Here is a 21,176-nt window from a genome sequence, read left to right on the forward strand (position 1 = left end):
CCTCGATGGCGCCGGCGACGGACTCGGTGCGGGCCAGGTCGCGGTCGCGCACGACGACCTCGACGCCCTCGGCGGCCAGCGCGGTGGTGATGGCCTCGCCGAGGCCGGAACTGGCCCCGGTGACCAGCGCGCGTCTGCCCGTCAGTTGCAGATTCATGTCGTTCCTCATGTCGTGACGTTCATGTCTACGTTTGTAGACTTACGCCAGAGTATACGGTTGTAGACATGATGCTCGGACGCCGGCGCCGCCGGAGCGTACGCGGGCTCAGGGCTTCTTGCCCATGGCCTTGCGGATGGTGTCGCGGACCCGGTCCATCATCGCGATCGGCGTGCCGACCAGCAGGTTCTTGGTGGCCGACTCCGTGCCGGGATGAGGATGCGTGGGCGCCATCGCCTCGGCGGCCTTGACGCCCATGGCCATGGCGCGCCGCTGCGCCTCACTGGTGTGGGCGCGGAGCTGGGCGAACTCGTAACGCTCCTCGCTGCGGGCGTGGGCCTCGACGGCGGCGCGCAGCATGAGCAGGTTCGGCATGAAGTCGGGGGCGTCGGGCCCGGCCTCGTCCATGCGCGACAGCAGCCGCTTGGCCTCGTTCTCCTCGGCGAGACGGTCGTCGACCACGCCGTCGCCGCCGTCGATGGCGTGCCGGGCGAAGGGGTGGACGATCTCCTCCTCGGCCGTCTCGTGCACGGCGAGCAGCCGTACCAGGCGGGTGAACGCCTCGCCGCGCTGGTTCGCGGGAGCCTGCTCGACCTCGTCGAACAGGTCCCTGATCATGCCGTGCTGGGCCTGCAGCAGGTCGATGACGTCCGTCTCGGCCCTCGTCTCCGGGGCTGTTCTGGTCATTTCTGTACTCCTTGTCCGGGTACGCGGCGGCTACCCGGGCAAGGGGCGGCCACGCCAGGAACGCGGGCCGCAGGCGTGATCCTTACCGAATGCGGAGCTTCCGTTCGGCCGCTCACCCGGAGAAGCACTCGCGCGACGTGGTGAGGCGCGCCGACATGTTGCGCTCCATCATGCGCAGCGCCGCCTCTCCCAGGTCGTCGTGGATGGCCGCCACGCAGTCGGTCGGCACCGTGAGGTCGTAGTCGCGCACGTAGGCGTCCAGCGCGCTGTAGAGCACGCACTGCTCGGTCACCTGCCCGGCGAGCACGACCGTGCGCACCCGCGTCCGGGACAGCAGGTACTCAAGTGATGTGCCGAAGAAGACGCTGTGCCGCACCTTGGGCAGGAACGCGCATCCGGGCGGCGGCAGCACCGGCCGCACCAGGTCCGGCCGCCGGCCCTTGAGCGCCCGCTCCTCGATCTCGCGCCGGTCGGCGGCGAAGTCGCCGTAGTTGTCGTTGACGTACACCAGCTCGACGTCGTCGTGCTCGCCCGCGGACGCGACGAGCTCCGCCAGCGGCCCGACGATCGCCGCCGCCTTCTCGGCGAGCGGCTCGGCGTCCTGGTGGTCGTACGGGTTCAGCATGTCGATGACGACCAGAGCGAACGTGGTCATAGCCCTGTCCTGTCCAGCCGCCCGCCGTTTATCCCAGCTCAGGGAGCCTGCCGGAAATGAGGGTCACGACGTGTCGCTCATGTGCACCCGCAGGCGCGGATGCCCGTCCGGATGGTCGACGGTGACCACGTCGCAGAGCTGCCGGATGATCCACAGCCCGAACCCGCGCACGGCGCTGGCCGGCGGATCGGACGGCGGCAGGTGGTCGGCGGTCAGCGTGCCGCCCGGCTCGACGATCTCGACCCAGATGCCGTGGGCGTCCCTGCGGGCGGTGAGGACGCCGGTGCCGGTCCCGTGCTCCAGGATGTTCGCCGCCGCCTCGTTGATCGCGATGATCAGATCGTTCGCGCGCTCGCCCGAGAACCCGGAACTGAGGGCGAAGGCGTGCAGCCGCGACCGCAGCAGGGAAAGATCCGCGGTGATCGCGCATCGAAGCGGCACACTCTCACCCCTCACACCGCCTCTCTCGGACGGTCAATTGTCGCGCTTCGCGGCAACAGTGTCACATGAGGGCTTCGCCGAGGCCGCGGGGGGTGGGCGCGCTCCAGGGCGGATGTCACTCGCTCAGCTGAGTGCGGCGAGTGCGGCGTCGAGGTCGTCGTAGAGGGGCAGGACCTTGGCCAGGCCGGTGATCCACATGATTTTGGCGCTGCGGTAGTCGACGCCGATGAGGGCGAACTTCCCGCCGGCGGCCTGGCTGGCCTGCCACTGGTGGATGATCAGGCCGAGGGCGCGGCTGTCCATGAAGGTGGCGCCGGCGAGGTCGAGGATGATGGAGGTGCCGGCCTGGGCGAGGTGGTCGGCGAACTGCTGGCGGGTGGTGGCGTCCAGCACTCCGTCCACGGTGATCACGACGATGTCGCCGGCCGTGGACGACGTCAGGCGCACGGACGCGGGGGCGGGGGTCTCGCCGGCGGGCATCATCACGACGTCATCGTACGTGTGGCCGGACGGATTCGCGGATGACCGGCGGCGCCTTTCCGCCCCCGCCGTCGCTCGACATCGATGACCACGATGGCTGTTTCATGAATGAGATTTCGGTAATATGGCTTCAGCTATCGACCGGTCCTACGGTCTCGCCGGCAATCGCCGACAAGGAGGTCAGCAGTGGAACATGCGGGTCAGCCGCAGACGGGCAAGCCGTGGACGTTCCTGACCAACCACGCCCGGGTCCTCATCGAGGTCACCCGGCATCCGAACGCGCGGCTCCGCGAGATCGCGGCCGTCACCGGCATCACCGAGCGCGCCGTCCAGGCCATCGTCACCGACCTGGAGAACGCCGGTTACATAACCCGCACACGTCTGGGCAGGCGTACACACTACAGCGTCGACGCCAGCCGGCCCTTCCGCCATCCCGCGGACGCCGACCGCCACATCGAAGGACTGATCGCACTGTTCACCGAGCACGACACCCCCGCAGCCGGCAGTCCTGAGAGAGAGCTCACCTCATGAACGCCGCGGAGCTGCGCACCATCCTCGTCGTCGAGGACGATCCGGCCGATCAGGTCCTGATCCAGGAGGCGTTCGAAGAGCAGGCGGAGACGCGGCGGGCCCGCCCCAACCTGCTCCTGGCGTGGGACGGGGAGCAGGCCCTCGACATCCTGTTCCGCCGCGGCGCGCACGCCCAGGCCACCCGCCCCGACCTGGTGATCCTGGACCTCAACCTGCCCAAGTACGACGGCCGCGCGGTCCTGGAGCGGATCAAGTCCGATCTCGAACTGCGCACCATCCCGGTCGTGGTCTTCAGCACCTCCTCCCAGGACGAGGACATCGTCGGCACCTACCGGCTGCACGCCAACGCCTTCGTCACCAAGCCGACCGGTTTCGACGACTTCACCGCCGTCGTGCACCAGATCCAGGAGTTCTTCACCCGCACCGCCCGTCTCCCCGCCCCCGCGGCCTGACTCGCCGGCCTGACTCATCGGCCGCTCTCATCGGGTCCGGGCGCCGTCGAAGCGGACTTTTGTCCGCTTTGGCCTGCGGACATGCAGGTCGTGTTGCCATCATGGGACCGCGGTGCGTGATTGCGGGCAGGAGGGGCCGATGTTCACGCCTCTGCCCGACAGCCGTCGCCGGCGACAGCGCGGCCTGGCCGATCAGCCGCGACCTCGCGGGACTGCGGGATCTGGTGTGCCGCCACGCGCAGCAGGCCGGGCTGGATCCGCAGCGCGCCGGAGACCTGGCGCTGGCGGCCAACGAGGCGGTCACCAACGTGCTGGACCACGCCGGCGGGCGGGGCTGGGCGCGGATCTGGGCCGACGACGCCTTCCTCACCGTCGAGGTCATCGACCTGGCGGGCGGGCCGGCTCGGCCCCGCTGCCGGCCTCGACGAGCCGCCGAAGGCAGGCCCGCGCGGCTACGGCCTGTGGGTCATGCGCCGCCTGCGCCACGACCTCGTCACCACCCAGAAGAGCGGCTCCTCCCAGGTGCGGCTGCGCATGAGGCGCCCCCGCCCGGCGGGCACCCCGTGAACCCGGAAGACCCCCGTACCGGGATGCGTCGGTACAGAGGTCGCGTTGAAGGACGCCGGAGCGCTTGCCCCGCCGGAAATGTCACCCGCTGAGGCCGTGGGGCGCGAGCGCGGTCGTCCGCGTCCCACGGCGGCTCAGACGTTGAAGATGCTCACACCGCCAGGTCCGACGAGCAGCCCGACCACGATGAGGACGATGCCCCACAGGATGTCGCGGCGGGCCAGCAGCATGTAGATGCCGGCGATGACGAGGATGACGGCGATGATCCAAAGAAGGGTAGCCATGCGCCTCGACTGCCCTCAGCGAAGGGCAGGAAACGGCCGGGACCGGGTCATCGGGTAACACTTCGGTTTCGCCCGGCAGTGTCGAAAACGTTCGGAGTACGACATGTGCTGACATGTAGATCTTCGTCCTGCTCCGACCGCTGATCGCCACAGGAATGAGTGCCGATGCTGACCGAGTTCCTCCGCGACCGGTTCTTCACGACCGCGTGGTTTGGATTGATGGCCTTCGTCTGGTTCGGCTGGTCGCAGGAGAGCCCCGACCAGCGCTGGCGGGTCTGGCTCGGGGCCGGGTCGGTCCTGGGCATCGGGATCGCCGTCGCGTTCGGGATCCTGACCGCCACGAACTGGGACCAGCCGACCGCGCTGGAGGGGAAGTACGCCTGGTTCGGCGTCCTGACCGTGGCCGAGGTCGTCGCCGCCGGAGCCGGCTGCCTGCTGCTGTCGAGGCGCGGGGCGTCCCGGTGGATGGCCTGGTGGGTCGCGCTCGTCGTGGCGGTGCACTTCCTCCCCCTGGCGCTGCTGCTGAACGACCTGGGCGTGGCGGTCGTCGGACTCGTCCAGCTGGCCGCGCTCGCCGCCGTGGCCCGGCACCTGCGCACCACCGACGCGCCCAGCAGCCGCTCGGCCGGCCCGGTCATGGGCGCGACCCTGCTGCTCAGCGCGGCGATCGGCGCCCTGCTCGCCGTCTCGGGAGCCTGACGGCCCCGAGACCGGCCTGCTTGCCCAAGGCCGGCCTGATCCACGTGCCGGGAGCCTGGCGACCCCAGGGCCAGGGGCCACGGGCGGTCACGCCCGGTCAGGTCTCCGGGGACGGGGACGGGTCGGGCTCGCCCGAGAGCAGGGCGCTCAGGCCGCCGCGGGCGTCCTCGATCACGATGGCCTCGGCCGCCGCCGAGTCGCCCGCCAGCAGCGCCCGCACCAGCGCGCGATGGCCGGCGTAGCGGTCGAGGCCGAAGTTCGGGTCTTCCGCGACGCGTTCCAGCCGCCTGGCCCGGCTCTCGGAACGGGAGAACACCCGGGTCTGGTCGAGCAGACGCACCAGGACCGGGTTGTCGGCGCAGGCGCTGACGGCGTCGTTGAAGCGCTGCATCGTGTCGAGCAACTGGGTGACGTGCCTGGCCATCGGGTCGCCGTCGCGATGGCGCTGCTTGATGAGGATGAGCAGGTCGTCGGCCTCGTCGAGGATGGCGTCGAGGTGGTCGAGCTGCTCGGCCGTCACGTGCCGGGCCGCGAACCTGGCCACCATCCCGCGCAGCGCGACCTCCACCTCGGCGAGCTCCTGCAGCGCGATGTCGCCGATGGTGGAGACCTTCACCGTGCGCGGGCCCGTGCGTTCGAGCAGGCCGTCCTGCTCCAGCCGTCTGATCGCCTCGCGCACCGGCGTCGGGCTCACCGCGAGCCGCTCGGCCAGCCCGCGCTCCGTCACCTTCTGGCCCGGCCTGAGCTCGCCCGTGACGATGGCGGCGCGCACCGACTGATAGGCCCGGTCGGCGAGGGTGTCGCTGCTGAGTGTTCCGAGGGATTCGATGGCCACGGCCGAAGCATACCGTGCGCAATGGCAGAAGAATAAGCAACTATTGACGATGATGCTATAGCAAATATACGGTCGCGGCGTCGCCGCCCACCGCCGAGGAGCGCTCGCCTGATCCGCTCATGACGCGCGCGTTCGCCTGATCCGACCCCTCCGCCCGAGAAAGAAGCGATGCATGGACAACAGACCCGACTCCGTCCGGATCATGACGCCCGTCGGCATGCTCGGCGCCGGCTGGGACGAGGCCACGATCGAGCGCGGCCTGGCGCTCGGCGTCGACGTGATCACCGTGGACGGCGGGTCCACCGACTCGGGCCCGTACTATCTCGGCTCGGGAACGGCGAAGACCGCCGCGCAGGCGGTGGCCCGCGACCTGCGCAGCCTGCTCAAGGCGGCGGCCCGCGCGGACGCGCCGCTGATCATCGGCTCCTGCGGCACCAGCGGCACCGACAGCGGCGTCGACTGGGTGGCCGGCATGGTGGCCGAGATCATGGCGGAGGAGGGCCTCGACCTCAGGGTGGCGCGGATCTACAGCGAGCAGGACGCCGCCGGCCTCAAGGAACACCTCGACGCAGGGCGGATCCACCCGCTGCCGCCCATGGGGGAGATCAGGGCCGAGACGCTGGAGGGCTGCACCCACATCGTCGGCATGATGGGCCACGAGCCGATCGTCGAGGCGCTGGAGGCGGGCGCCCAGGTCGTGCTCGCCGGGCGGGCCACCGACACGGCGGTGGCGGCGGCGTACCCGCTGATGAAGGGCATGCCGGCCGGGCCGAGCTGGCACGCCGCCAAGATCGTCGAGTGCGGCGGTCAGTGCACCATCGACCCGCGCGCGGGCGGGGTGCACACCACGATCGACGCGGACGGGTTCACCATCGAGCCGCTCGACCCGGGCAACGCGTGCACGCCGTACACGGTCGCCGCCCACATGCTGTACGAGACCGTGGACCCGTTCGAGATGCGCGAGCCCGCTGGGACCCTCGACGTGCGCGAGGCCACCTACGTCGCCGTGGACGAGCGCGCCGTGCGGGTCGAGGGCTCGCGCTTCCACACCGCCGACCAGCACACCGTCAAGCTGGAGGGCGCCAGGATCACCGGCTACGAGACGATCTCGTTCAGCGCGATCCGCGACCCGCTCATCCTCGGCGACCTGGAGACCTGGGCGGACCTGCTGCGCACGCACCTGCGGCGGCGGGTGCGCCAGACGCTCGGGCTCGCGGACGACGACTATGCCTTCGACCTGCGTCTCTACGGCCACAACGCGGTGCTGGACGACCTGGAGTTCGAGACCGGCCCGCCGCGCGAGGTGGCCGTGATGCTCCTCGTCAGCGCCGCCGACCAGGCCACCGCGACGGCGGTGGCCAAGGTGGCCAACCCGCTGATGCTGCACATGCCGGTGCCCAGCATGAACTACCTGCCCAGCCTCGCCTTCGCGTCCTCGCCGGCGGAGGTCGAGCGGGGCCCCGCGTACGCGTTCGTGCTCAACCACGTCGTCGACAGCGTCACCCCCACCGCTATGTTCCGGATAGAACATCAGTGAAAACGGAGACCACCATGACTGACACACCCCCCGCATCGCCGCCGGTCACCGTCGGCGACCTCGCGCTGGAGGTCCGGTCCAAGAACGCCGGCCCCTTCTGGGTGACGATGGAGCTGTTCATGCGGGACGCGGACGGCTACCGCGTCGTGGCGGACGAGACGTTCATCGACGAACACGTCATCGCCCGCCTCTACCGCGTGGATGCCGCCACGGTCCGGATGTTCCGCATCCCGTCGCTCAACGTCGTCAAGATCTCCTTCCCCCGGCCCGTCTCCCAGGGCTCGCTGCGCGACCGCGACATGCACGCGGGCCAGCACCACGTCCCCCTGGCGGCCCTGCCCGTCCCGGCGGGCGCCCCGATCACCGCCGGAGCGAGCCGTGGCTGACGCGGACATCATCGTCGTCGGGGCGGGCCTGGCCGGTCTGGTGGCCGCCGCCGAGGCGGCCGACGCCGGCCGCTCGGTCGTGCTGGTCGAGCAGGAGGGCGAGCGGTCGCTGGGCGGCCAGGCGTTCTGGAGCCTGGGTGGGCTGTTCCTGGTGGACAGCCCCGAGCAGCGCCGGATGGGCATCAGGGACTCGCGCGAGCTGGCCTGGCAGGACTGGCTCGGCAGCGCGCAGTTCGACCGCGAGGAGGACCGCTGGCCCAGGGCGTGGGCGGAGGCGTACCTCGACTTCGCGGCGGGGGAGAAGCGGGCCTGGCTGCGCGGGATGGGGCATCGGATCTTCCCGCTGGTCGGCTGGGCCGAGCGCGGCGACGGCCGGGCCGAGGGCCACGGCAACTCGGTGCCGCGCTTCCACATCACGTGGGGGACGGGTCCGGGCGTGGTGGCGCCGTTCGAGCGCCGCGTACGCGCCCACGCCGAGGAAGGGCGGATCCGTTTCGCCTTCCGCCACCGCGTGGACGACCTCATCGTCGAGGGCGGCGCGGCCACGGGCGTACGCGGTCAGGTGCTGGAGCCGGACGACGCGGAGCGGGGCCGCCCGACCTCGCGCGTCGCGGCCGGCGACTTCGAGCTGCGCGCCCAGGCCGTGATCATCACCAGCGGCGGCATCGGCGGCAACCACGACCTGGTCCGCAGGGCCTGGCCGGCCCGGCTGGGCGAGCCGCCCAGGACGATGGTCTCCGGCGTGCCCGCGTACGTGGACGGCCGCATGCTCGGCATCGCCGAGGCGGCCGGCGCCCGGGTGATCAACCCGGACCGGATGTGGCACTACGTCGAGGGTCTGCGCAACTGGGACCCCATCTGGGACAACCACGGCATCCGCATCCTGCCAGGCCCCTCCTCGCTCTGGCTCGACGCCACCGGCGAACGGCTGCCCGCACCCTGCTTCCCCGGCTTCGACACCCTGAGCACCCTGCGGCACCTGCGGCGGACCGGCTACGACTACTCCTGGTTCGTGCTCACCCAGAAGATCATCGAGAAGGAGTTCGCGCTCTCGGGGTCGGAGCAGAACCCCGACCTCACCGGCAAGGACGTCAAGCTCGTCCTGTCGCGGGTCAAGAGCGGGGCACCGGGCCCGGTGGAGGCGTTCAAGCGGCACGGCGCCGACTTCGTCGTCGCCGCCAGCCTCGCCGAGCTGGTCGCGGGCATGAACAAGCTGGCCGACCCGGACGCCCCCGAGCTCACGGAGCCGGCGCTGCGCTCCCTCATCGAGGCGCGCGACCGCGAGATCGACCACGCGTTCACCAAGGACGCGCAGATCACCGCGATCAGGGGCGCGCGCAACTACCGCGGCGACCGGCTGAGCCGGGTGGCCGCCCCGCACAAGCTGCTCGACCCGAAGGCGGGGCCGCTGATCGCCGTACGGCTGCACATCCTGTCGCGCAAGACGCTCGGCGGGCTGGAGTCCGACCTCGACGGCCGCTGCCTGCGCGCCGACGGCAGCCCGCTGCCCGGCCTGTACGCCGCAGGGGAGGTCAACGGGTTCGGCGGTGGCGGGATGATGGGCTACAACGCCCTGGAAGGCACGTTCCTCGGCGGCTGCCTCTTCTCCGGCCGCGTGGCCGGCCGGGCCGCGGCCCAGGCGGCCGGCTGATCCCGGTCACGCAACCGTGGCCCCGGGCGGCCGGATGATCTGACCCCAGCCCCGTAACCGCGCCGAGCCGTGCCGTCATGCCCGCATTCCGGCCCCCAAAGATCCCATGGCAAAAGCAGTCTGCAACTATTGACAGTTTTGCCATAGCATTCACAAGATGGCGGGTGTCACAGTGAGTCGACCGTGATCCCGCCGCCCCCACGGTCCTCCGCATCAGGTCCCGGCGCCGTCGCCGCCGTCGAAGAACCCGAGGAACATCATGAGAAGGACCGCATTCCTGCCCCTCGCGCTCGCCGCCGCCCTCACCTCGGCGTGCGGCGCTCCGGCCGGTGACGCCCCCGCCGCGAAGCCCACGGCCACGGCGGACGTCGGCAAGGCCTCCGCGGTCACCCCCGTGGACGACGCCACCCTCAAGGCGGCGCAGAGCGAGGGCGAGGTCCTGCTCTACACCAACGCCGAGGACCAGCAGATGGCGCCGCTGGTGAAGGCGTTCGAGAAGGCGTTCCCCGGCATCAAGGCGCGCAGCCTCACGCTCGGCAACCAGGAGATGTTCCAGCGCTACGAGACCGAGGCCGCCTCAGGGGCGGCCTCGGCCGACGTGGTCATGAGCAGCGACGCGGTCGGCTGGCTGTCGTTCATCGCGAACGGCAACGTCATGGACTACAAGGACCCGAACACGCCGAACCTGCCCGAGCACGCCGTCCTCGGCCCCGGCGTCTACTCCATGTCCGTGGACCCGGTCGTCGCGGTGTTCAACAAGGCAGTGCTGCCCGAGGCCCAGCAGCCCAAGACGATGGTGGAGCTGGCCGCGATGGCGCGGAAGCTGGACAAGAAGATCGCCACCACCGACATCAGCAACGTCATCCAGTACGGAGCCACCAGCGCCTACCTCGGCAAGTACGGCGAGGCCGGCTGGGCCACGCTGGAGAAGATCGGCCCCCACGCCGCGGTCGAGTCCAGCAACGGCCCCCTGGTGACCAAGCTCGCCCAGGGCCAGTACGCCGCCGAGTTCTTCGTCTCCGGCACCGTCCGCGCGTTCATCACCGACGACGTCGCCAAGGTCGTCAACTACAGCTACCTCAAGGACGGCACGCCGCTGCTGCCGCGCGGCGTCGGCGTGACCGCCAAGGCGAAGCACCCGAACGCGGCCAAGGTCTTCGTCAACTGGCTGCTGTCGGTCGCCGGCCAGGAGGCCGCCTGCCAGGGCGGCTTCACCCCCTACCGCGACGGCGTGACGTGCGACTTCGGCCTGCCCCAGGTCAAGGCCATCGTCGGCGAGGACAACCTGATCATCGGCACGTACGACAAGCAGCTCGCCGACCAGCGTGACCAGATCGCCGCCCGCTTCAACAAGGCCTTCGGCCGGTGACCCTCACAGCCGGCCCCCGGCCGGGGACGGCGGGCCGGAAAGCCGCCCGCGGGCCGTGGCGCCCGTCCGTGCCGACGACCGCCAGCCACTACCTGATCTGGGCCCTGACCCTGTTCGTCGTCGTCGGCCCCGTGGTGCCGATCGTGCTGGCCTCGCTCTGGTCGACGCCCCTCTACCGCTCCGGCGGCGGGCTCACGCTCGGGAACTTCCGCGACCTGCTGACCGACCCGGCCTGGTGGACCGCGGTCGGCAACAGCGCCGCCTTCGCCGCCCTCACCACGGTCTCGTCCGTGCTGCTGGGGGTGGGCGCGGCGGTGCTGCTGTCGCGCACCGACGTGCCGCTGCGCCGGCTCCTCGCCGCCGTGCTCATCCTGCCGATCATGCTGCCCGGCCTCGTGCTCATCGTCGGCTGGATGGCGATGTGGGCGCCGTCGGGGTACGTCAGCTCCTGGCTGCAGATCAACACCGTGCTCACGTTCCCCGTCGACCTGTACACCCTGCCGGGCATGGTGCTGGTGGCGACCTCCGTGGCCGCGCCGACCGTGTTCCTCTTCTGCCGCACCACCGTGCTCGCCATCGACCCCGCCCTGGAGGACGCGGCACGCAGCGCCGGCGCGAGCCCGCTGCGGGCGCTGCTCTCGGTGACCGTGCCGCTGCTGCGTCCCGCCGTGCTCAACTCGGCGCTGCTCGTCTTCGCCATCTCCTTCGAGGCGCTCGGCCTGCCGCTGATCCTGGGCTTCTCCAACAACATCAGGTTCGTCTCCACCTACCTGTACGACCACTGGATCAACGCGGCCCCGCCGAACCAGGGGCTGGTGTCCGCCGGCGCGGTCTTCCTCCTGATCTGCGTCTCCGGGCTGCTCGTCCTGCGCAACCGGCTCGTCGGGGACGCCTCCCGCTACACGACGGTCACCGGCAAGGCCACCGCGACCCGCGTGGTGGGCCTCGGACCGGCCCGGTGGCTGCCGGCGGCGCTGCTCGCCGTCGTGCTGGCGGTGTTCGTCGTCGTGCCGCTGGTAGGGGTGGTGATGTCGGCTTTCACCACCATCCTCACCCCGTACGTCACCCCATGGTCCGTGCTGACCGTCGAGAACTTCCAGGCCATCGCCGAGCATCCCATCTGGGGCGAGTCGATCGTGAACAGCCTGCTCATCGCCGGAGCGGGCGGGCTGCTCACGACGGTGGCCATCGCCGTCGTCTCGGTGGTGGCCCACCGCTCCTCCTTCCGCTTCCGCGGCTCGCTGCAGCAGGCGGTGGTCTGGCCCAGGATGATGCCGGGACTCGTGACGGGCATGGCGTTCTTCTGGTCGTTCGCCATCCTCGACCCGGGCGGCGCCGTGCGCGGCAGCCTGTGGGGGATCGGGCTCGCGTTCGCCGTGCGCAGCCTCGCCCTCGGCTACGGCGTGTTCTACCCGGCGCTGGCCGCGATCGGCGAGGACCTCGTCCGCGCCGCCCGCACGTCGGGGGCCACCTGGTGGCAGGCCGCGGTGAGCGTCGTGCTGCGCCTGTGCGCGCCCGCCATGGCCGCGTGCTTCGTGCTGCTGTTCGTCTCGATGCTGAACGACGCCGACCCCGCCGTCTTCCTGGTCACCGACCGGACGCCGGTCATGGGCCTGACCATGCTGCAACTCGCGGCGACGAGCACCGGCGGCGCCGTCGCCGCCTTCGGGGTGATCCAGATGGTCATCACCCTCGCGGTGCTGGGCGCCGGACGACTCTTCCTGGGGGTGCGGGCACATGCCTGATCTCATGCTGACCAAGGTCGCCAAGAGCTTCGGCTCGAACGCCGTGCTGCACGATCTCGATCTGCACGTACGCGACGGCGAGCTGTTCACGCTGCTCGGCCCCAGCGGCTGCGGCAAGTCGACCACCCTGTGGTCGATCGCCGGGCTGCACTCGCCCGACCGGGGGACCATCGCCTTCGGCGACCGGGTGGTGTTCGACGGCGGCCGGATCGACGTGACACCGGAGCGGCGCAACTGCGGCGTGGTGTTCCAGTCGTACGCGGTCTGGCCGCACCTGTCGGTGCACGACAACGTCGCGTACCCGCTCAAACTCCGCCGGGTGAAACGCCCGGCCAGGGCCGCCCGCGTCCGCGAGGTGCTCGAACTCGTCGAGCTGGGCCACCTGGAGCGGCGCTACCCGCACGAGCTCAGCGGCGGGCAGCAGCAGCGGGTGGCGCTGGCCCGCGCGCTGGCGCACCCGCCCGACCTGCTGCTGCTGGACGAGCCGTTCTCCAACCTGGACGCCAAGCTGCGCGAACGGGCCAGGGAGTGGCTGCGCGCCCTGCAGCAGCGGATCGGCGTCACCACCGTCTTCGTCACGCACGACCAGGACGAGGCGCTGTCCATGAGCGACCGCGTGATGGTCATGGACCAGGGCAGGGTGCGGCAGGTCGGCACCCCGGAGGAGATCTATCACGAGCCCGCGGACGAGTTCGTCGCCGACTTCGTGGGCAGCGTGAACGTGCTCGCGGGCCGGGCTGTGCCGGGCGCCGGCGGCACCGCGCAGGTGTCGCTCGACGGGCTGGGCCGCCCGCTGACGGTCGCCGGTCCGGACCTCGCCGGTGACGTGCGGCTGGCCGTCCGTCCCGAGCGCATCGTGGTGCACGCGCCGGGCGACGTCCCCGTGGACGCGGTCAACGTGGTCACGGTCAAGGTGGTCTCGCGGGCCTTCCTCGGGGATCACTACCGGTACGTGGCGGAGCTGGGGGAGCGGGAGCTGGTCGTGCGCACGCTGACGGCCGTCGGGCACGGCTCCGAGCTGATCGTCGAGCTGCCGCCCGAGGCGATCCGCGTCTTCGGCCCCGCCTGACCGCCCCACCGGGAGAGCCCGGCCGGGGGAGCGGAAAAGATCCACGCGTCTGTCGACATAGGATCTTTTCAGCTCATCTTCCCCCCGACCGCCGGAAGGACTCCATGACCCACCCCCTCAGCCGGCGCTCCGCCCTGCTCGGCGCCACGGCCGTGACCGGTCTCGCGCTCTGGGACCAGCCGGCGGGGGCAACGGGGGCCGAGGCGAGGGCGGAGGCGGGAGTGGACGCGGGGCTGGACAGAGGGCTGGACAGAGGGCTGGACGCGGCGGCGTTCGACGCCGCGCGCGAGCGGTGGGTGAGCCTGCTGGCCGGGGCGACGTACGATCCCGCCTACGCCGACAAGACGCGGGCGGTCGAGGGTTCGGCCAAGGCGGTGCTGCGCAAGATGAAACCCGACCCCCGCCGCCCGAGCCTCTGGCCGGACCTGCCGCTGGGCGACCCGCGTACGGGCGACTTCAACCGTTCCTACAACCGCATGCGCACCTTGGCGCTCGGCTGGGCCACGCCGGGCACCTCCATGCACGGCGACAGGCAGGTCGCCGAGACCGCGGTCAGGGCGCTCGACTTCCTGTACGAGCACGCCTACAACGAGCGGCTCGACCGGCGGGGCAGTAACTGGTTCTGGTGGGAGATCGGCGTGCCCCGCGCGCTCACCGACACCTGCGCCCTGCTCTACGACGGCCTGCCCCGCGACCGCGTCGCCCGCTGGCTGCGCCCGCTGCGCCGATGGTGCCCCGACCCCGAGCGCCGCGTCAGCCACCCCGGCGTCGTCGAGACCGGCGCCAACCGGGCCGGCAAGGCCATGGCGGTGGCCATGCGCGGGCTGCTCACCCATGACGAACGCCTGGTCAGGCGGGCCAGGGCCGCGGTCTCCGCGCTGCTGCGGCCGACCAGGGGGCCGGGCGACGGCCTCTATCGCGACGGGTCGTTCATCCAGCACGACGTCTACCCGTACACCGGCAGCTACGGCGTGGACTTCCTGGAGAGCGTGGCCAAGCTGATCGCGATGCTGGCGCGCTCGCCCTGGGAGCTCACCGGCGTCGGCGGCGTCTACGACCTCGTGGACCGCTCCTTCGCGCCGTTCGTCTTCGACGGGCTGATGATGGACTGCGTGCGCGGCCGGCAGATCTCGGTGCAGGGCCACCGCGACTACCACTCGGGCCAGAAGACGATCGAGGCCGTCCTCACCCTGCTGGAGTCGGCGCCCGAGCGTCACGCCGCGCGCTGGCGGCCGATGGTGAAGGGCTGGCTCACCCGCAACACGGCCGTCCCCTATGTCACGCTGGCGCCCCCCGCCAGCATCGCCAAGGCGGCGGCGCTGCTGAACGACCCGTCGGTGCCGGTCGGGCCGCGTATGACGGGCACGTACGTGTTCGCCGACATGGACCGGGTCGTGCACCGCCGTCCGACCTGGGCGTACGCGATCGCGATGAGCTCGGAGCGGATCGGCGCGGCCGAGGCGATGAACCGGGAGAACCTGCACGGCTGGTACACCGGCGACGGCATGACCTACCTCTACACCGGCGACCTCACCCACTGGAACGACGACCTGTGGCCGACGATCGACCCGTACCGGCTGCCCGGCACGACCGTCGACCGCCGCCGGCGCGCCGATCTCCAGCACGGCCACCGCCGCCTGCCGCCCACCCCGTGGGCGGGCGGCGTGGCGCTCGACGGCGAGTGGGGCGTGGCGGCCATGCGGCTGATCGCCGGCGGCTCCTCGCTGCGGGCCAGGAAGGCGTGGTTCCTGCTGGACGACGCGGTGATCGCGCTCGGCGCCGGCATCACCGCCTCCGACGGCCGCCGGATCGAGACCATCGTGGAGAACCGCAACACCCACGACCGCCATCCCCCGCTGACCAAGGGCGAGGACTGGGTGCACCTGCCCGGCGTGGCCGGGTACGCGCTGCTCGACGGCCCAGGTCCGCAGGTGATCCGCAAGAAGTGCACGGGACGCTGGCGGGACATCGACAAGGGCGCCACCACCGGCGGCGACACGACCCCCGTCACCCGCCACTACACCACGATCCTCCTCGACCACGGCGTCGACCCGCGCAAGGCGCGCTACGCCTACGCCGTCCTGCCCGGCGCCTCCGCCGCGCAGACCGCCGGTTACCGCCTGCGGGTCAGGATCATCGCCAACTCGGGCACGGCGCAGGTCATCTCCCGCGGAGACGTGCTCGCCGCCGTCTTCTGGCGCGCCGGGACCGTCCAGACCATGGACGGGCCGCTCGCCGCCGACGGCCCGTGCACGCTGCTGGTGCGCCGCGACGACGAGCGGGTACGGCTCGCGGTCGCCGACCCGTCGCGGACCGCGGACGAGGTGAAGATCACGCTGCCCTGGCCGGTGCGCTCGATCGAGCGGGGCGACCGCAGCGTGCGCAGGTCCAAGCGCGCGATCAAGGTGGAGGTCGGCGGCAGCCGCGGCCACGCCCACACCGCGATCGTCCGCGTCTGAGCCGACCGCCCGCGTTCAGGGATCGGCCGCGCACGCCTGAGCTGACCGCCCGCCCGCGCGCGGGGTCCCGCTGAACGAGGGGGCCTTTGTCCAAGGGACGCCCTGGACAATGCTTGGACAATTCTCCGACGTAAGTCCGTTGCCGCCACCCGTTCGGCGGGGCATAGTCGGAATCGTCAAGGCCGCCACACCGCGACCCGAGCGGTCGCCGAATCGGCGGACCATCGGAGGGAATTACCCGGCCGGCGCCTTTCATTCGCCGCGCCGTACCACGAAAGCCGGAAACCCCTCCCTTTTCCACGGACATTTCCCCGGAACGAAAGGGCGCGACCATGACCGACAGGAAGCTGACCGTGGCCCTGGTGACCTGCGGAGCCGCCGTGGCACTGCTGAGCGCACCCGCCGCGTCCGCGACGGCGAGCACGACCACCGCGACGGGCACTTCGACAAGCCTTGCTCAGGCGGTGGAACGCGACAGCGTCCGCTGCATCAAGCCCAGCGGAAAGAAGACGAATTACTCGTGGTCGGACGGAAATTCGTCCACGACGGTCTACTTCAACAATCACTGCTCCCACCGTGTGTACGCCCAGCTGCATTTCAAGGGGCCAGCTGGAACGCGGAAGGAATGCCTGGCCACGAACGGCGGCACCAAGGGCAGGAAGAAATTCCACAAGGGCCTGGCCGAGAATCTCACGAACATCACCAGGGACTGCTGACCACGCGGGGGCCCGGAGCCCTCGCCTTCCGGTAAGGAGCCGGTTCGACATGAAGATCCACATAGCCGCCCTCGCGGTCTCCGCGGCGGCGATCAGCACGCTCTTGCTCAGCACGGGGCCGGCGAGCGCGCACCCGTACGACGGGAAGGACCCGTACAAGAGCGGATGCGCGAACAGCAAGGTCTTCACGGGCAAGAAGGCCTCACTCGTGAACGAGATCGGTGACAGCCTGGGCTCGATCCGGCTGTACTACTCGCGGCGCTGCGGCACCAACTGGGGCGAGGCCCAGGTGCCGAAGAACGCGACCGGCTCGATCACGGTCTTCACCAGCTCGAAGCGGGTGTCGTTCACCTACCGCGCCGGCAACGGCGGTCACCACTGGGGCGACATGGTCTACGCGCCGAGCGGCGTCTGCGCCAAGGCCTCGGGCACCGTGGCCGCCGGGACCGGCCGCGTCAACCGAGGCAGCGGCACCACCGCCGCGGCCTGCGGCTGAGCGACCTGCCCACGGGGCGGCGTGCCACGGCACGCCGCCCTTCTGTCTGCCCAGATCAGGTGCCCTGGACAATGTGGACAAAGCCTTGTCCAGGACAGATCGCAAGCCGGTCCGCCGGCCCGGCGGGTGACATGGCGACGGCCGTCAGCGGTCAGCCGTCGGCGCCTCGTCGGCGCTGAGAGTCCGCAGGATGTCGACCAGTGCCGACAACTGCTCGGCGGTGAGCGGCTTGAACAACTCTTCCGCCGCCCGTTCATAGCCGGCCGTCCACTCCTGCGCCAGCGCGGCCCCTTGCTCTGTCACGTGAAGGAGCACGGACCGGCGGTCGTCCGCGCTGGCCTGGCGTTCGAGCAGCCCGTCGCGGACGAGCGCGTCGACCAAGGTGGATGCGGTCCCTTGGGCGATACCGACCGCGAGGGCGAGTTCGGTGAGACGAACAGGCTGCGAACGCGCCACCTCCACCACCAGGCGGGACCTCGGCGTCGACACCCCGTGCTCGCCCAGCCGCTCGTTGAAGTGGCGCACGAGAACCTTCGCCGTACGACTGAACTCGTCGGCGACCTGTGCGGCGGTCACGCTCTTCCTCGCGTGCGGCATCGCCCACCTCCTGCTTGACGCACCCATCGTACGAGAGGTTACATAGACGCCAATACATCGACATCAAAGTATTCGATGCCAATGTATTTGCGGGAGTGTGCGTGCGATCAACCACCAGGAGCGGAAGCATGAAGATCTTCATCACCGGCGGCAGCGGTTTCGTCGGCGGCGTTCTCGTCCATCGCCTCATCGCCGAAGGGCACGGGGTCATGGCACTCGCCAGATCGGGCCCGAGCATTCAGCGCGTACGTGCGGCCGGAGCCGAGCCCGTTCCCGGCGATCTCATGGACCTCGGCCAGGCCGGCTCCCCGGCGCCGAACTGGCTCGCCAAGCTGCGCGAGGCCGACGCGGTCGTGCACGTCGCGGCTCACATGGAGTTCTGGGGACCCGACTCGCTCTTCGAACGGGCCAATCACGTGCCGACGGTCGCCCTGCACGCCGCGAGCGTCGCGGCCGGGGTGCGCCGCTTCGTGCTCATCAGCGCCGCATCCGTCTCCACGGGCAGTCAACGTCGCCCTGTCGTCGACGAGTCGACCCCGGAAGGCCGGCCGAACATCGCCTACAGCCGGGTCAAACTGGCCACCGAGCGCGCACTCCTGAAATCCCCCAGCGAGAACACCGAGCTGGTGGTGCTCCGCCCGCCGTTCATCTGGGGCCGCGGAATGGCCACGATCAACGACATGGTCGAGGTCGCCGAGGCCGGACGGTTCGCCTGGATCGATCACGGCAGGCACATCGTCGACTTCGTCCACGTCGAGAACCTGGCCGCCGCCACACTCCTCGCCCTCACCCGGGGCCGCCCCGGCGGGGTCTATTACGTGACGGACGGCACGCCGATCCCCATCCGGGACTTCCTCACCCCCTTGCTGGCGACCCGCGGCGTGGACCTGTCCAAGAGCCGCAGCGTCCCCCTGGCGATGGCGGCGCCCATGGCGGCGATGATGGACCGCACGGCCCGCCTGCTCCGCCGGAAGTCGGCGCCCTCGCTGACGAACTGGCTCGTGAGCTTCACCGGCCGCGACCGTTCCTACGACATCACCGCCGCGCGGACGGAGCTTGGCTACTCGCCCGACGTGACCCTGGAGAAGGGCCTGGCGGAGATGAGCTTCTCCTGAACCGGGGGCACCCTGACACGGTCGACGTGGTCCGCGGTCGTCAGGCCGATGCCGTCGAGACTCTGGAAGGGTCCGAACGGAGAGCGAGGCGACGCGCCAGACGGCGTTGCCTCGTGGTCGCATGCGCGCCGTCCGAAGCACCGATCGAGTGGCTCAACGCCTGAGGAGCACCTCAAAAAGGTGCCACTCGAGAGGACAGGTCGTAGCTCTTGCCTTGGACGATGTTGGAGGGGAAGCCCGGTGGCGGTCCGGCGATCCGGGTAATGGGGAAGAAGACGACGTCGCGGATGATGACGCAGCCGATGACCGGATCTTCGCCCGGTGCGATGGGCTGGCTACGGTCCTTGCCGGGCTCATCGCCCACCAGCGGCGGCACTGCCCCGTTCTGGCCGCGGTTCCGTTGCCGGACCCCGTTCGGCTGGCCCGTGCGCTGTATCCGGAGTTGCCGTCGCACCGGTCTTGACTCGCGTCACGAGGTACGGCACCTTCCGAGCGTGAGGGTGCTTTCAGCCGCGGCTCTTCCTTCCGTGACGGGCGACGACCACCGTGCCGGAGCCCCGCGCGGCGCGCGGCACGGTGGTCTCGCCGTGACGTCCGGGGTGGTGACCGCCGGCGTCAGCTGTTGAGCGCGCTGAACAGGGTCATTCCCGCGCTGACGATCAGGGCCAGCAGCACGACCCGGCGGAAGCGGTCGGGGTCGATGCGGCTGAACACCGCGTCGCCGATGAAGTAGCCGAGTTGCACCACCGGCACCCCCACCAGCCCGATCCAGAGCGACTGGGAGTTGACCTGGCCGGCCACGGCGAAGCCGATCAGGCTGAAGACGCTGGTGCCGGCGAACACGGCGGCGAGGGTGGCGCGGAACTTGTGCGGGTCGTAGCCCATGCCCTGGAAGGCGGCGACCATCGGCGGTCCGTTGGTGCCGGTGGAGGTGGACAGCGCGCCGGACAGGAGGCCGACTCCCACCAGCACGGGGACGTTGCCCGGCACCTTCACCCGGCGCCACACCATCAGGGTGCAGCCCAGGACGCCGATGCCGATGAGCGCGGTGAGGACCCGCTCGGATGTGGCCCCGTAGATCCAGAGGCCCAGGGGCATGCCGAGCAGGATGCCGGCCATGGCGATCATGGCCACCTTCCATTCGGCGTGGTGGCGCTGGCGTACGCCGATGGTGATGGTCATGGCCAGGGCGGACAGTGTGGTGGCGACCACCGCCGTGTGCGGGTCGACGGTGAGGGCGAGAAGTGGAGTGGCGACGAGGGCGTATCCGAATCCGGTCACCGCGTGCACCGTAGAGGCGAGCAGGATGATCACGGCGGCGGCAAGCAGCGTGGTCACCTGCCACACTTTGCCATAGGTGCATATAAATGATCCAGTATTCTGGGAAGAAAAATCAGCGGTAAGCGCCGCGGTATGCGGAGACCGTTCCGAAATCGGGAGCGGGCCGCGGCCAATGGTCTCTACGTTGTTTTCCTTGCTTTGTCAACGGGTGCGCAGAGGAGAGAATTGACGTGGCCGCTCAGGAACCTGCCAATTACGTGGTCAGCCCGCCGCTCGACGACGACGGTGGCGTCGTCTTCGTCCCCGGGCTCGGCGGCCGGACGAAATTCGTGGACCGCTGGAACGAGCCCGGCCTGGAACCCGTCGTCCGCCGGGCCGTCTGGAGCGAGCCCATGAACGTACCCTCCGTCGACTCGCGCGGTGCGGCGCTCGCGTCCCTCGTCGACCGCTCTGGCGTCGCTGACGTCGTGCTCGTCGGCCACAGCATGGGCGCGCTGGTCTGCCTGGAGGCGGCCGCGCGGCTGGACGGGCGGGTGCGGGGCGTCGTCGTCATGTGCCAGTATCCGCCGCACCGCACGCCCGTCTCGCCGCTGGCGGAGTTGCCGGACCGGGCGCTGGCGGCGGAACTCGACGCGCCGCCGCACATCGCGGACACGGCGGCGCTGGCCGAATACGCCCGCCTCTGGCGCTCGGAATATCGGCTGCTCAATCGTTATCTGGAATCGGATCCGCGGCCCACGTTGAACGCGCCGATCGTCGCGGTTGGCGCCAAGGACGACGCCAGTTCGTGGAGCTCGGAAAGCCTCGACGAGTGGCATTCTTACACGACGAGATGGCTCTCCGTCCATATGGTCGCAGGGGGCCACCAGATGGTCGAAGAGCTGCCTTCCGAGACGCTTCGAGAATGGCTCAGCGCATTTTCCGGATGAACCTCTCGTGCGCTGGTGACGTCGTTTCTTCCAGGTCT

Annotated in this window: 24 protein-coding genes and 1 pseudogene; 15 read left to right on the forward strand and 10 right to left on the reverse strand. The window is 70.5% G+C overall.

Features of this window, described 5'->3' with window-relative positions; all coding sequences use genetic code 11:
- From ABFX54_RS42280 to ABFX54_RS42300, 5 genes are all read right to left on the reverse strand, one after another.
- Positions 1-169 (reverse strand): SDR family NAD(P)-dependent oxidoreductase (locus ABFX54_RS42280; protein ID WP_346112585.1); only part of this gene is annotated, 169 nt, incomplete at its 3' end.
- Between the two features lie 96 nt (positions 170-265).
- Positions 266-844: a hemerythrin domain-containing protein gene (locus ABFX54_RS42285; RefSeq protein ID WP_346112544.1), complete on the reverse strand. Its 579-nt coding sequence runs from the start codon at positions 842-844 to the stop codon at positions 266-268.
- 112 nt (positions 845-956) lie between these two features.
- Positions 957-1,499 (reverse strand): cysteine hydrolase family protein, encoded by a 543-nt coding sequence (locus ABFX54_RS42290; RefSeq protein WP_346112546.1) that lies wholly within the window; start codon positions 1,497-1,499, stop codon positions 957-959.
- A 63-nt stretch (positions 1,500-1,562) separates the two neighbouring features.
- Entirely contained in the window at positions 1,563-1,940 is a 378-nt protein-coding gene (locus ABFX54_RS42295; protein ID WP_346112547.1) for an ATP-binding protein, read from the reverse strand.
- A gap of 123 nt (positions 1,941-2,063) precedes the next feature.
- Positions 2,064-2,423 carry an STAS domain-containing protein gene (locus ABFX54_RS42300; RefSeq protein WP_346112587.1) on the reverse strand — a complete coding sequence of 120 codons (360 nt, stop codon included), beginning with the start codon at positions 2,421-2,423 and terminating at the stop codon, positions 2,064-2,066.
- A 183-nt stretch (positions 2,424-2,606) separates the two neighbouring features.
- Here ABFX54_RS42300 and ABFX54_RS42305 point away from each other — a divergent pair, with 183 nt between their 5' ends.
- From ABFX54_RS42305 to ABFX54_RS57200, 3 genes and pseudogenes are all read left to right on the forward strand, one after another.
- Entirely contained in the window at positions 2,607-2,951 is a 345-nt protein-coding gene (locus ABFX54_RS42305) for a helix-turn-helix transcriptional regulator (protein ID WP_346112548.1), read from the forward strand.
- Positions 2,948-3,403, forward strand: coding sequence for a response regulator (locus tag ABFX54_RS42310; protein ID WP_346112549.1), 456 nt, complete (start codon positions 2,948-2,950; stop codon positions 3,401-3,403). Before ABFX54_RS42305 ends, ABFX54_RS42310 begins: the two co-directional genes overlap by 4 nt.
- Positions 3,404-3,504: 101 nt before the next feature.
- A pseudogene (locus tag ABFX54_RS57200) lies at positions 3,505-3,828 on the forward strand (ATP-binding protein); the annotation flags it as partial.
- Between the two features lie 276 nt (positions 3,829-4,104).
- Here ABFX54_RS57200 and ABFX54_RS42315 read toward each other — a convergent pair.
- Positions 4,105-4,254 carry a GPGG-motif small membrane protein gene (locus ABFX54_RS42315; RefSeq protein ID WP_346112550.1) on the reverse strand — a complete coding sequence of 50 codons (150 nt, stop codon included), beginning with the start codon at positions 4,252-4,254 and terminating at the stop codon, positions 4,105-4,107.
- A gap of 165 nt (positions 4,255-4,419) precedes the next feature.
- On the opposite strand from ABFX54_RS42315, the gene ABFX54_RS42320 reads away from it, so the two are divergent.
- Positions 4,420-4,953: a hypothetical protein gene (locus ABFX54_RS42320; protein ID WP_346112552.1), complete on the forward strand. Its 534-nt coding sequence runs from the start codon at positions 4,420-4,422 to the stop codon at positions 4,951-4,953.
- Between the two features lie 97 nt (positions 4,954-5,050).
- Here the strand turns inward: ABFX54_RS42320 and ABFX54_RS42325 are convergent, their stop codons facing one another.
- Positions 5,051-5,788 carry a GntR family transcriptional regulator gene (locus ABFX54_RS42325; RefSeq protein ID WP_346112554.1) on the reverse strand — a complete coding sequence of 246 codons (738 nt, stop codon included), beginning with the start codon at positions 5,786-5,788 and terminating at the stop codon, positions 5,051-5,053.
- A 172-nt stretch (positions 5,789-5,960) separates the two neighbouring features.
- On the opposite strand from ABFX54_RS42325, the gene ABFX54_RS42330 reads away from it, so the two are divergent.
- From ABFX54_RS42330 to ABFX54_RS42370, 9 genes are all read left to right on the forward strand, one after another.
- Positions 5,961-7,325: an acyclic terpene utilization AtuA family protein gene (locus ABFX54_RS42330; RefSeq protein WP_346112555.1), complete on the forward strand. Its 1,365-nt coding sequence runs from the start codon at positions 5,961-5,963 to the stop codon at positions 7,323-7,325.
- 14 nt (positions 7,326-7,339) lie between these two features.
- Positions 7,340-7,711 carry a DUF4387 domain-containing protein gene (locus ABFX54_RS42335; protein WP_346112556.1) on the forward strand — a complete coding sequence of 124 codons (372 nt, stop codon included), beginning with the start codon at positions 7,340-7,342 and terminating at the stop codon, positions 7,709-7,711.
- Positions 7,704-9,362 (forward strand): FAD-binding dehydrogenase, encoded by a 1,659-nt coding sequence (locus tag ABFX54_RS42340; protein ID WP_346112557.1) that lies wholly within the window; start codon positions 7,704-7,706, stop codon positions 9,360-9,362. Before ABFX54_RS42335 ends, ABFX54_RS42340 begins: the two co-directional genes overlap by 8 nt.
- A 259-nt stretch (positions 9,363-9,621) precedes the next feature.
- Positions 9,622-10,731 carry an ABC transporter substrate-binding protein gene (locus ABFX54_RS42345; protein WP_346112559.1) on the forward strand — a complete coding sequence of 370 codons (1,110 nt, stop codon included), beginning with the start codon at positions 9,622-9,624 and terminating at the stop codon, positions 10,729-10,731.
- Positions 10,732-10,799: 68 nt separating this feature from the next.
- Positions 10,800-12,476, forward strand: coding sequence for an ABC transporter permease (locus ABFX54_RS42350; protein WP_346112561.1), 1,677 nt, complete (start codon positions 10,800-10,802; stop codon positions 12,474-12,476).
- On the forward strand, positions 12,469-13,545 hold the full coding sequence (locus ABFX54_RS42355) for an ABC transporter ATP-binding protein (protein ID WP_346112562.1): 1,077 nt from the start codon (positions 12,469-12,471) through the stop codon (positions 13,543-13,545). Before ABFX54_RS42350 ends, ABFX54_RS42355 begins: the two co-directional genes overlap by 8 nt.
- A gap of 104 nt (positions 13,546-13,649) precedes the next feature.
- Complete coding sequence (locus ABFX54_RS42360; protein WP_346112563.1) at positions 13,650-16,004, forward strand: polysaccharide lyase 8 family protein; 2,355 nt, start codon at positions 13,650-13,652, stop codon at positions 16,002-16,004.
- A gap of 332 nt (positions 16,005-16,336) precedes the next feature.
- Positions 16,337-16,720, forward strand: coding sequence for a hypothetical protein (locus ABFX54_RS42365; protein WP_346112564.1), 384 nt, complete (start codon positions 16,337-16,339; stop codon positions 16,718-16,720).
- Between the two features lie 49 nt (positions 16,721-16,769).
- Positions 16,770-17,216: a DUF2690 domain-containing protein gene (locus ABFX54_RS42370; protein WP_346112565.1), complete on the forward strand. Its 447-nt coding sequence runs from the start codon at positions 16,770-16,772 to the stop codon at positions 17,214-17,216.
- A gap of 144 nt (positions 17,217-17,360) precedes the next feature.
- Here ABFX54_RS42370 and ABFX54_RS42375 read toward each other — a convergent pair whose 3' ends face one another.
- A complete protein-coding gene (locus ABFX54_RS42375) occupies positions 17,361-17,792 on the reverse strand; it encodes a MarR family winged helix-turn-helix transcriptional regulator (RefSeq protein WP_346112566.1) in 432 nt (143 codons plus the stop codon).
- A gap of 149 nt (positions 17,793-17,941) precedes the next feature.
- Between ABFX54_RS42375 and ABFX54_RS42380 the strand changes: the two genes are divergently transcribed.
- Complete coding sequence (locus tag ABFX54_RS42380) at positions 17,942-18,928, forward strand: NAD-dependent epimerase/dehydratase family protein (protein WP_346112568.1); 987 nt, start codon at positions 17,942-17,944, stop codon at positions 18,926-18,928.
- Positions 18,929-19,100: 172 nt separating this feature from the next.
- Here ABFX54_RS42380 and ABFX54_RS42385 read toward each other — a convergent pair whose 3' ends face one another.
- Both ABFX54_RS42385 and ABFX54_RS42390 read right to left on the reverse strand, forming a co-directional pair.
- Positions 19,101-19,304, reverse strand: a complete 204-nt coding sequence (locus ABFX54_RS42385) for a hypothetical protein (RefSeq protein WP_346112570.1) — start codon at positions 19,302-19,304, stop codon at positions 19,101-19,103.
- 239 nt (positions 19,305-19,543) lie between these two features.
- On the reverse strand, positions 19,544-20,266 hold the full coding sequence (locus tag ABFX54_RS42390) for a sulfite exporter TauE/SafE family protein (RefSeq protein ID WP_346112571.1): 723 nt from the start codon (positions 20,264-20,266) through the stop codon (positions 19,544-19,546).
- Positions 20,267-20,439: 173 nt separating this feature from the next.
- Here ABFX54_RS42390 and ABFX54_RS42395 point away from each other — a divergent pair, with 173 nt between their 5' ends.
- Positions 20,440-21,138 (forward strand): thioesterase II family protein, encoded by a 699-nt coding sequence (locus ABFX54_RS42395; protein ID WP_346112572.1) that lies wholly within the window; start codon positions 20,440-20,442, stop codon positions 21,136-21,138.
- Positions 21,139-21,176 lie beyond the last annotated feature (38 nt).

This window comes from Nonomuraea maheshkhaliensis (assembly GCF_039529435.1).
Lineage (GTDB): Bacteria > Actinomycetota > Actinomycetes > Streptosporangiales > Streptosporangiaceae > Nonomuraea > Nonomuraea maheshkhaliensis.

Bases quoted from the DNA above. Each gene is read 5' to 3' on its own strand.
- ABFX54_RS42370 (WP_346112565.1), top strand. From the start codon at position 16,770: ATGAAGATCCACATAGCCGCCCTCGCGGTCTCCGCGGCGGCGATCAGC.
- ABFX54_RS42330 (WP_346112555.1), top strand. From the start codon at position 5,961: ATGGACAACAGACCCGACTCCGTCCGGATCATGACGCCCGTCGGCATG.
- ABFX54_RS42365 (WP_346112564.1), top strand. From the start codon at position 16,337: ATGACCGACAGGAAGCTGACCGTGGCCCTGGTGACCTGCGGAGCCGCC.
- ABFX54_RS42300 (WP_346112587.1), bottom strand. From the start codon at position 2,423: ATGATGCCCGCCGGCGAGACCCCCGCCCCCGCGTCCGTGCGCCTGACG.
- ABFX54_RS42290 (WP_346112546.1), bottom strand. From the start codon at position 1,499: ATGACCACGTTCGCTCTGGTCGTCATCGACATGCTGAACCCGTACGAC.
- ABFX54_RS42310 (WP_346112549.1), top strand. From the start codon at position 2,948: ATGAACGCCGCGGAGCTGCGCACCATCCTCGTCGTCGAGGACGATCCG.
- ABFX54_RS42285 (WP_346112544.1), bottom strand. From the start codon at position 844: ATGACCAGAACAGCCCCGGAGACGAGGGCCGAGACGGACGTCATCGAC.
- ABFX54_RS42380 (WP_346112568.1), top strand. From the start codon at position 17,942: ATGAAGATCTTCATCACCGGCGGCAGCGGTTTCGTCGGCGGCGTTCTC.
- ABFX54_RS42315 (WP_346112550.1), bottom strand. From the start codon at position 4,254: ATGGCTACCCTTCTTTGGATCATCGCCGTCATCCTCGTCATCGCCGGC.
- ABFX54_RS42320 (WP_346112552.1), top strand. From the start codon at position 4,420: ATGCTGACCGAGTTCCTCCGCGACCGGTTCTTCACGACCGCGTGGTTT.
- ABFX54_RS42335 (WP_346112556.1), top strand. From the start codon at position 7,340: ATGACTGACACACCCCCCGCATCGCCGCCGGTCACCGTCGGCGACCTC.
- ABFX54_RS42360 (WP_346112563.1), top strand. From the start codon at position 13,650: ATGACCCACCCCCTCAGCCGGCGCTCCGCCCTGCTCGGCGCCACGGCC.
- ABFX54_RS42345 (WP_346112559.1), top strand. From the start codon at position 9,622: ATGAGAAGGACCGCATTCCTGCCCCTCGCGCTCGCCGCCGCCCTCACC.
- ABFX54_RS42355 (WP_346112562.1), top strand. From the start codon at position 12,469: ATGCCTGATCTCATGCTGACCAAGGTCGCCAAGAGCTTCGGCTCGAAC.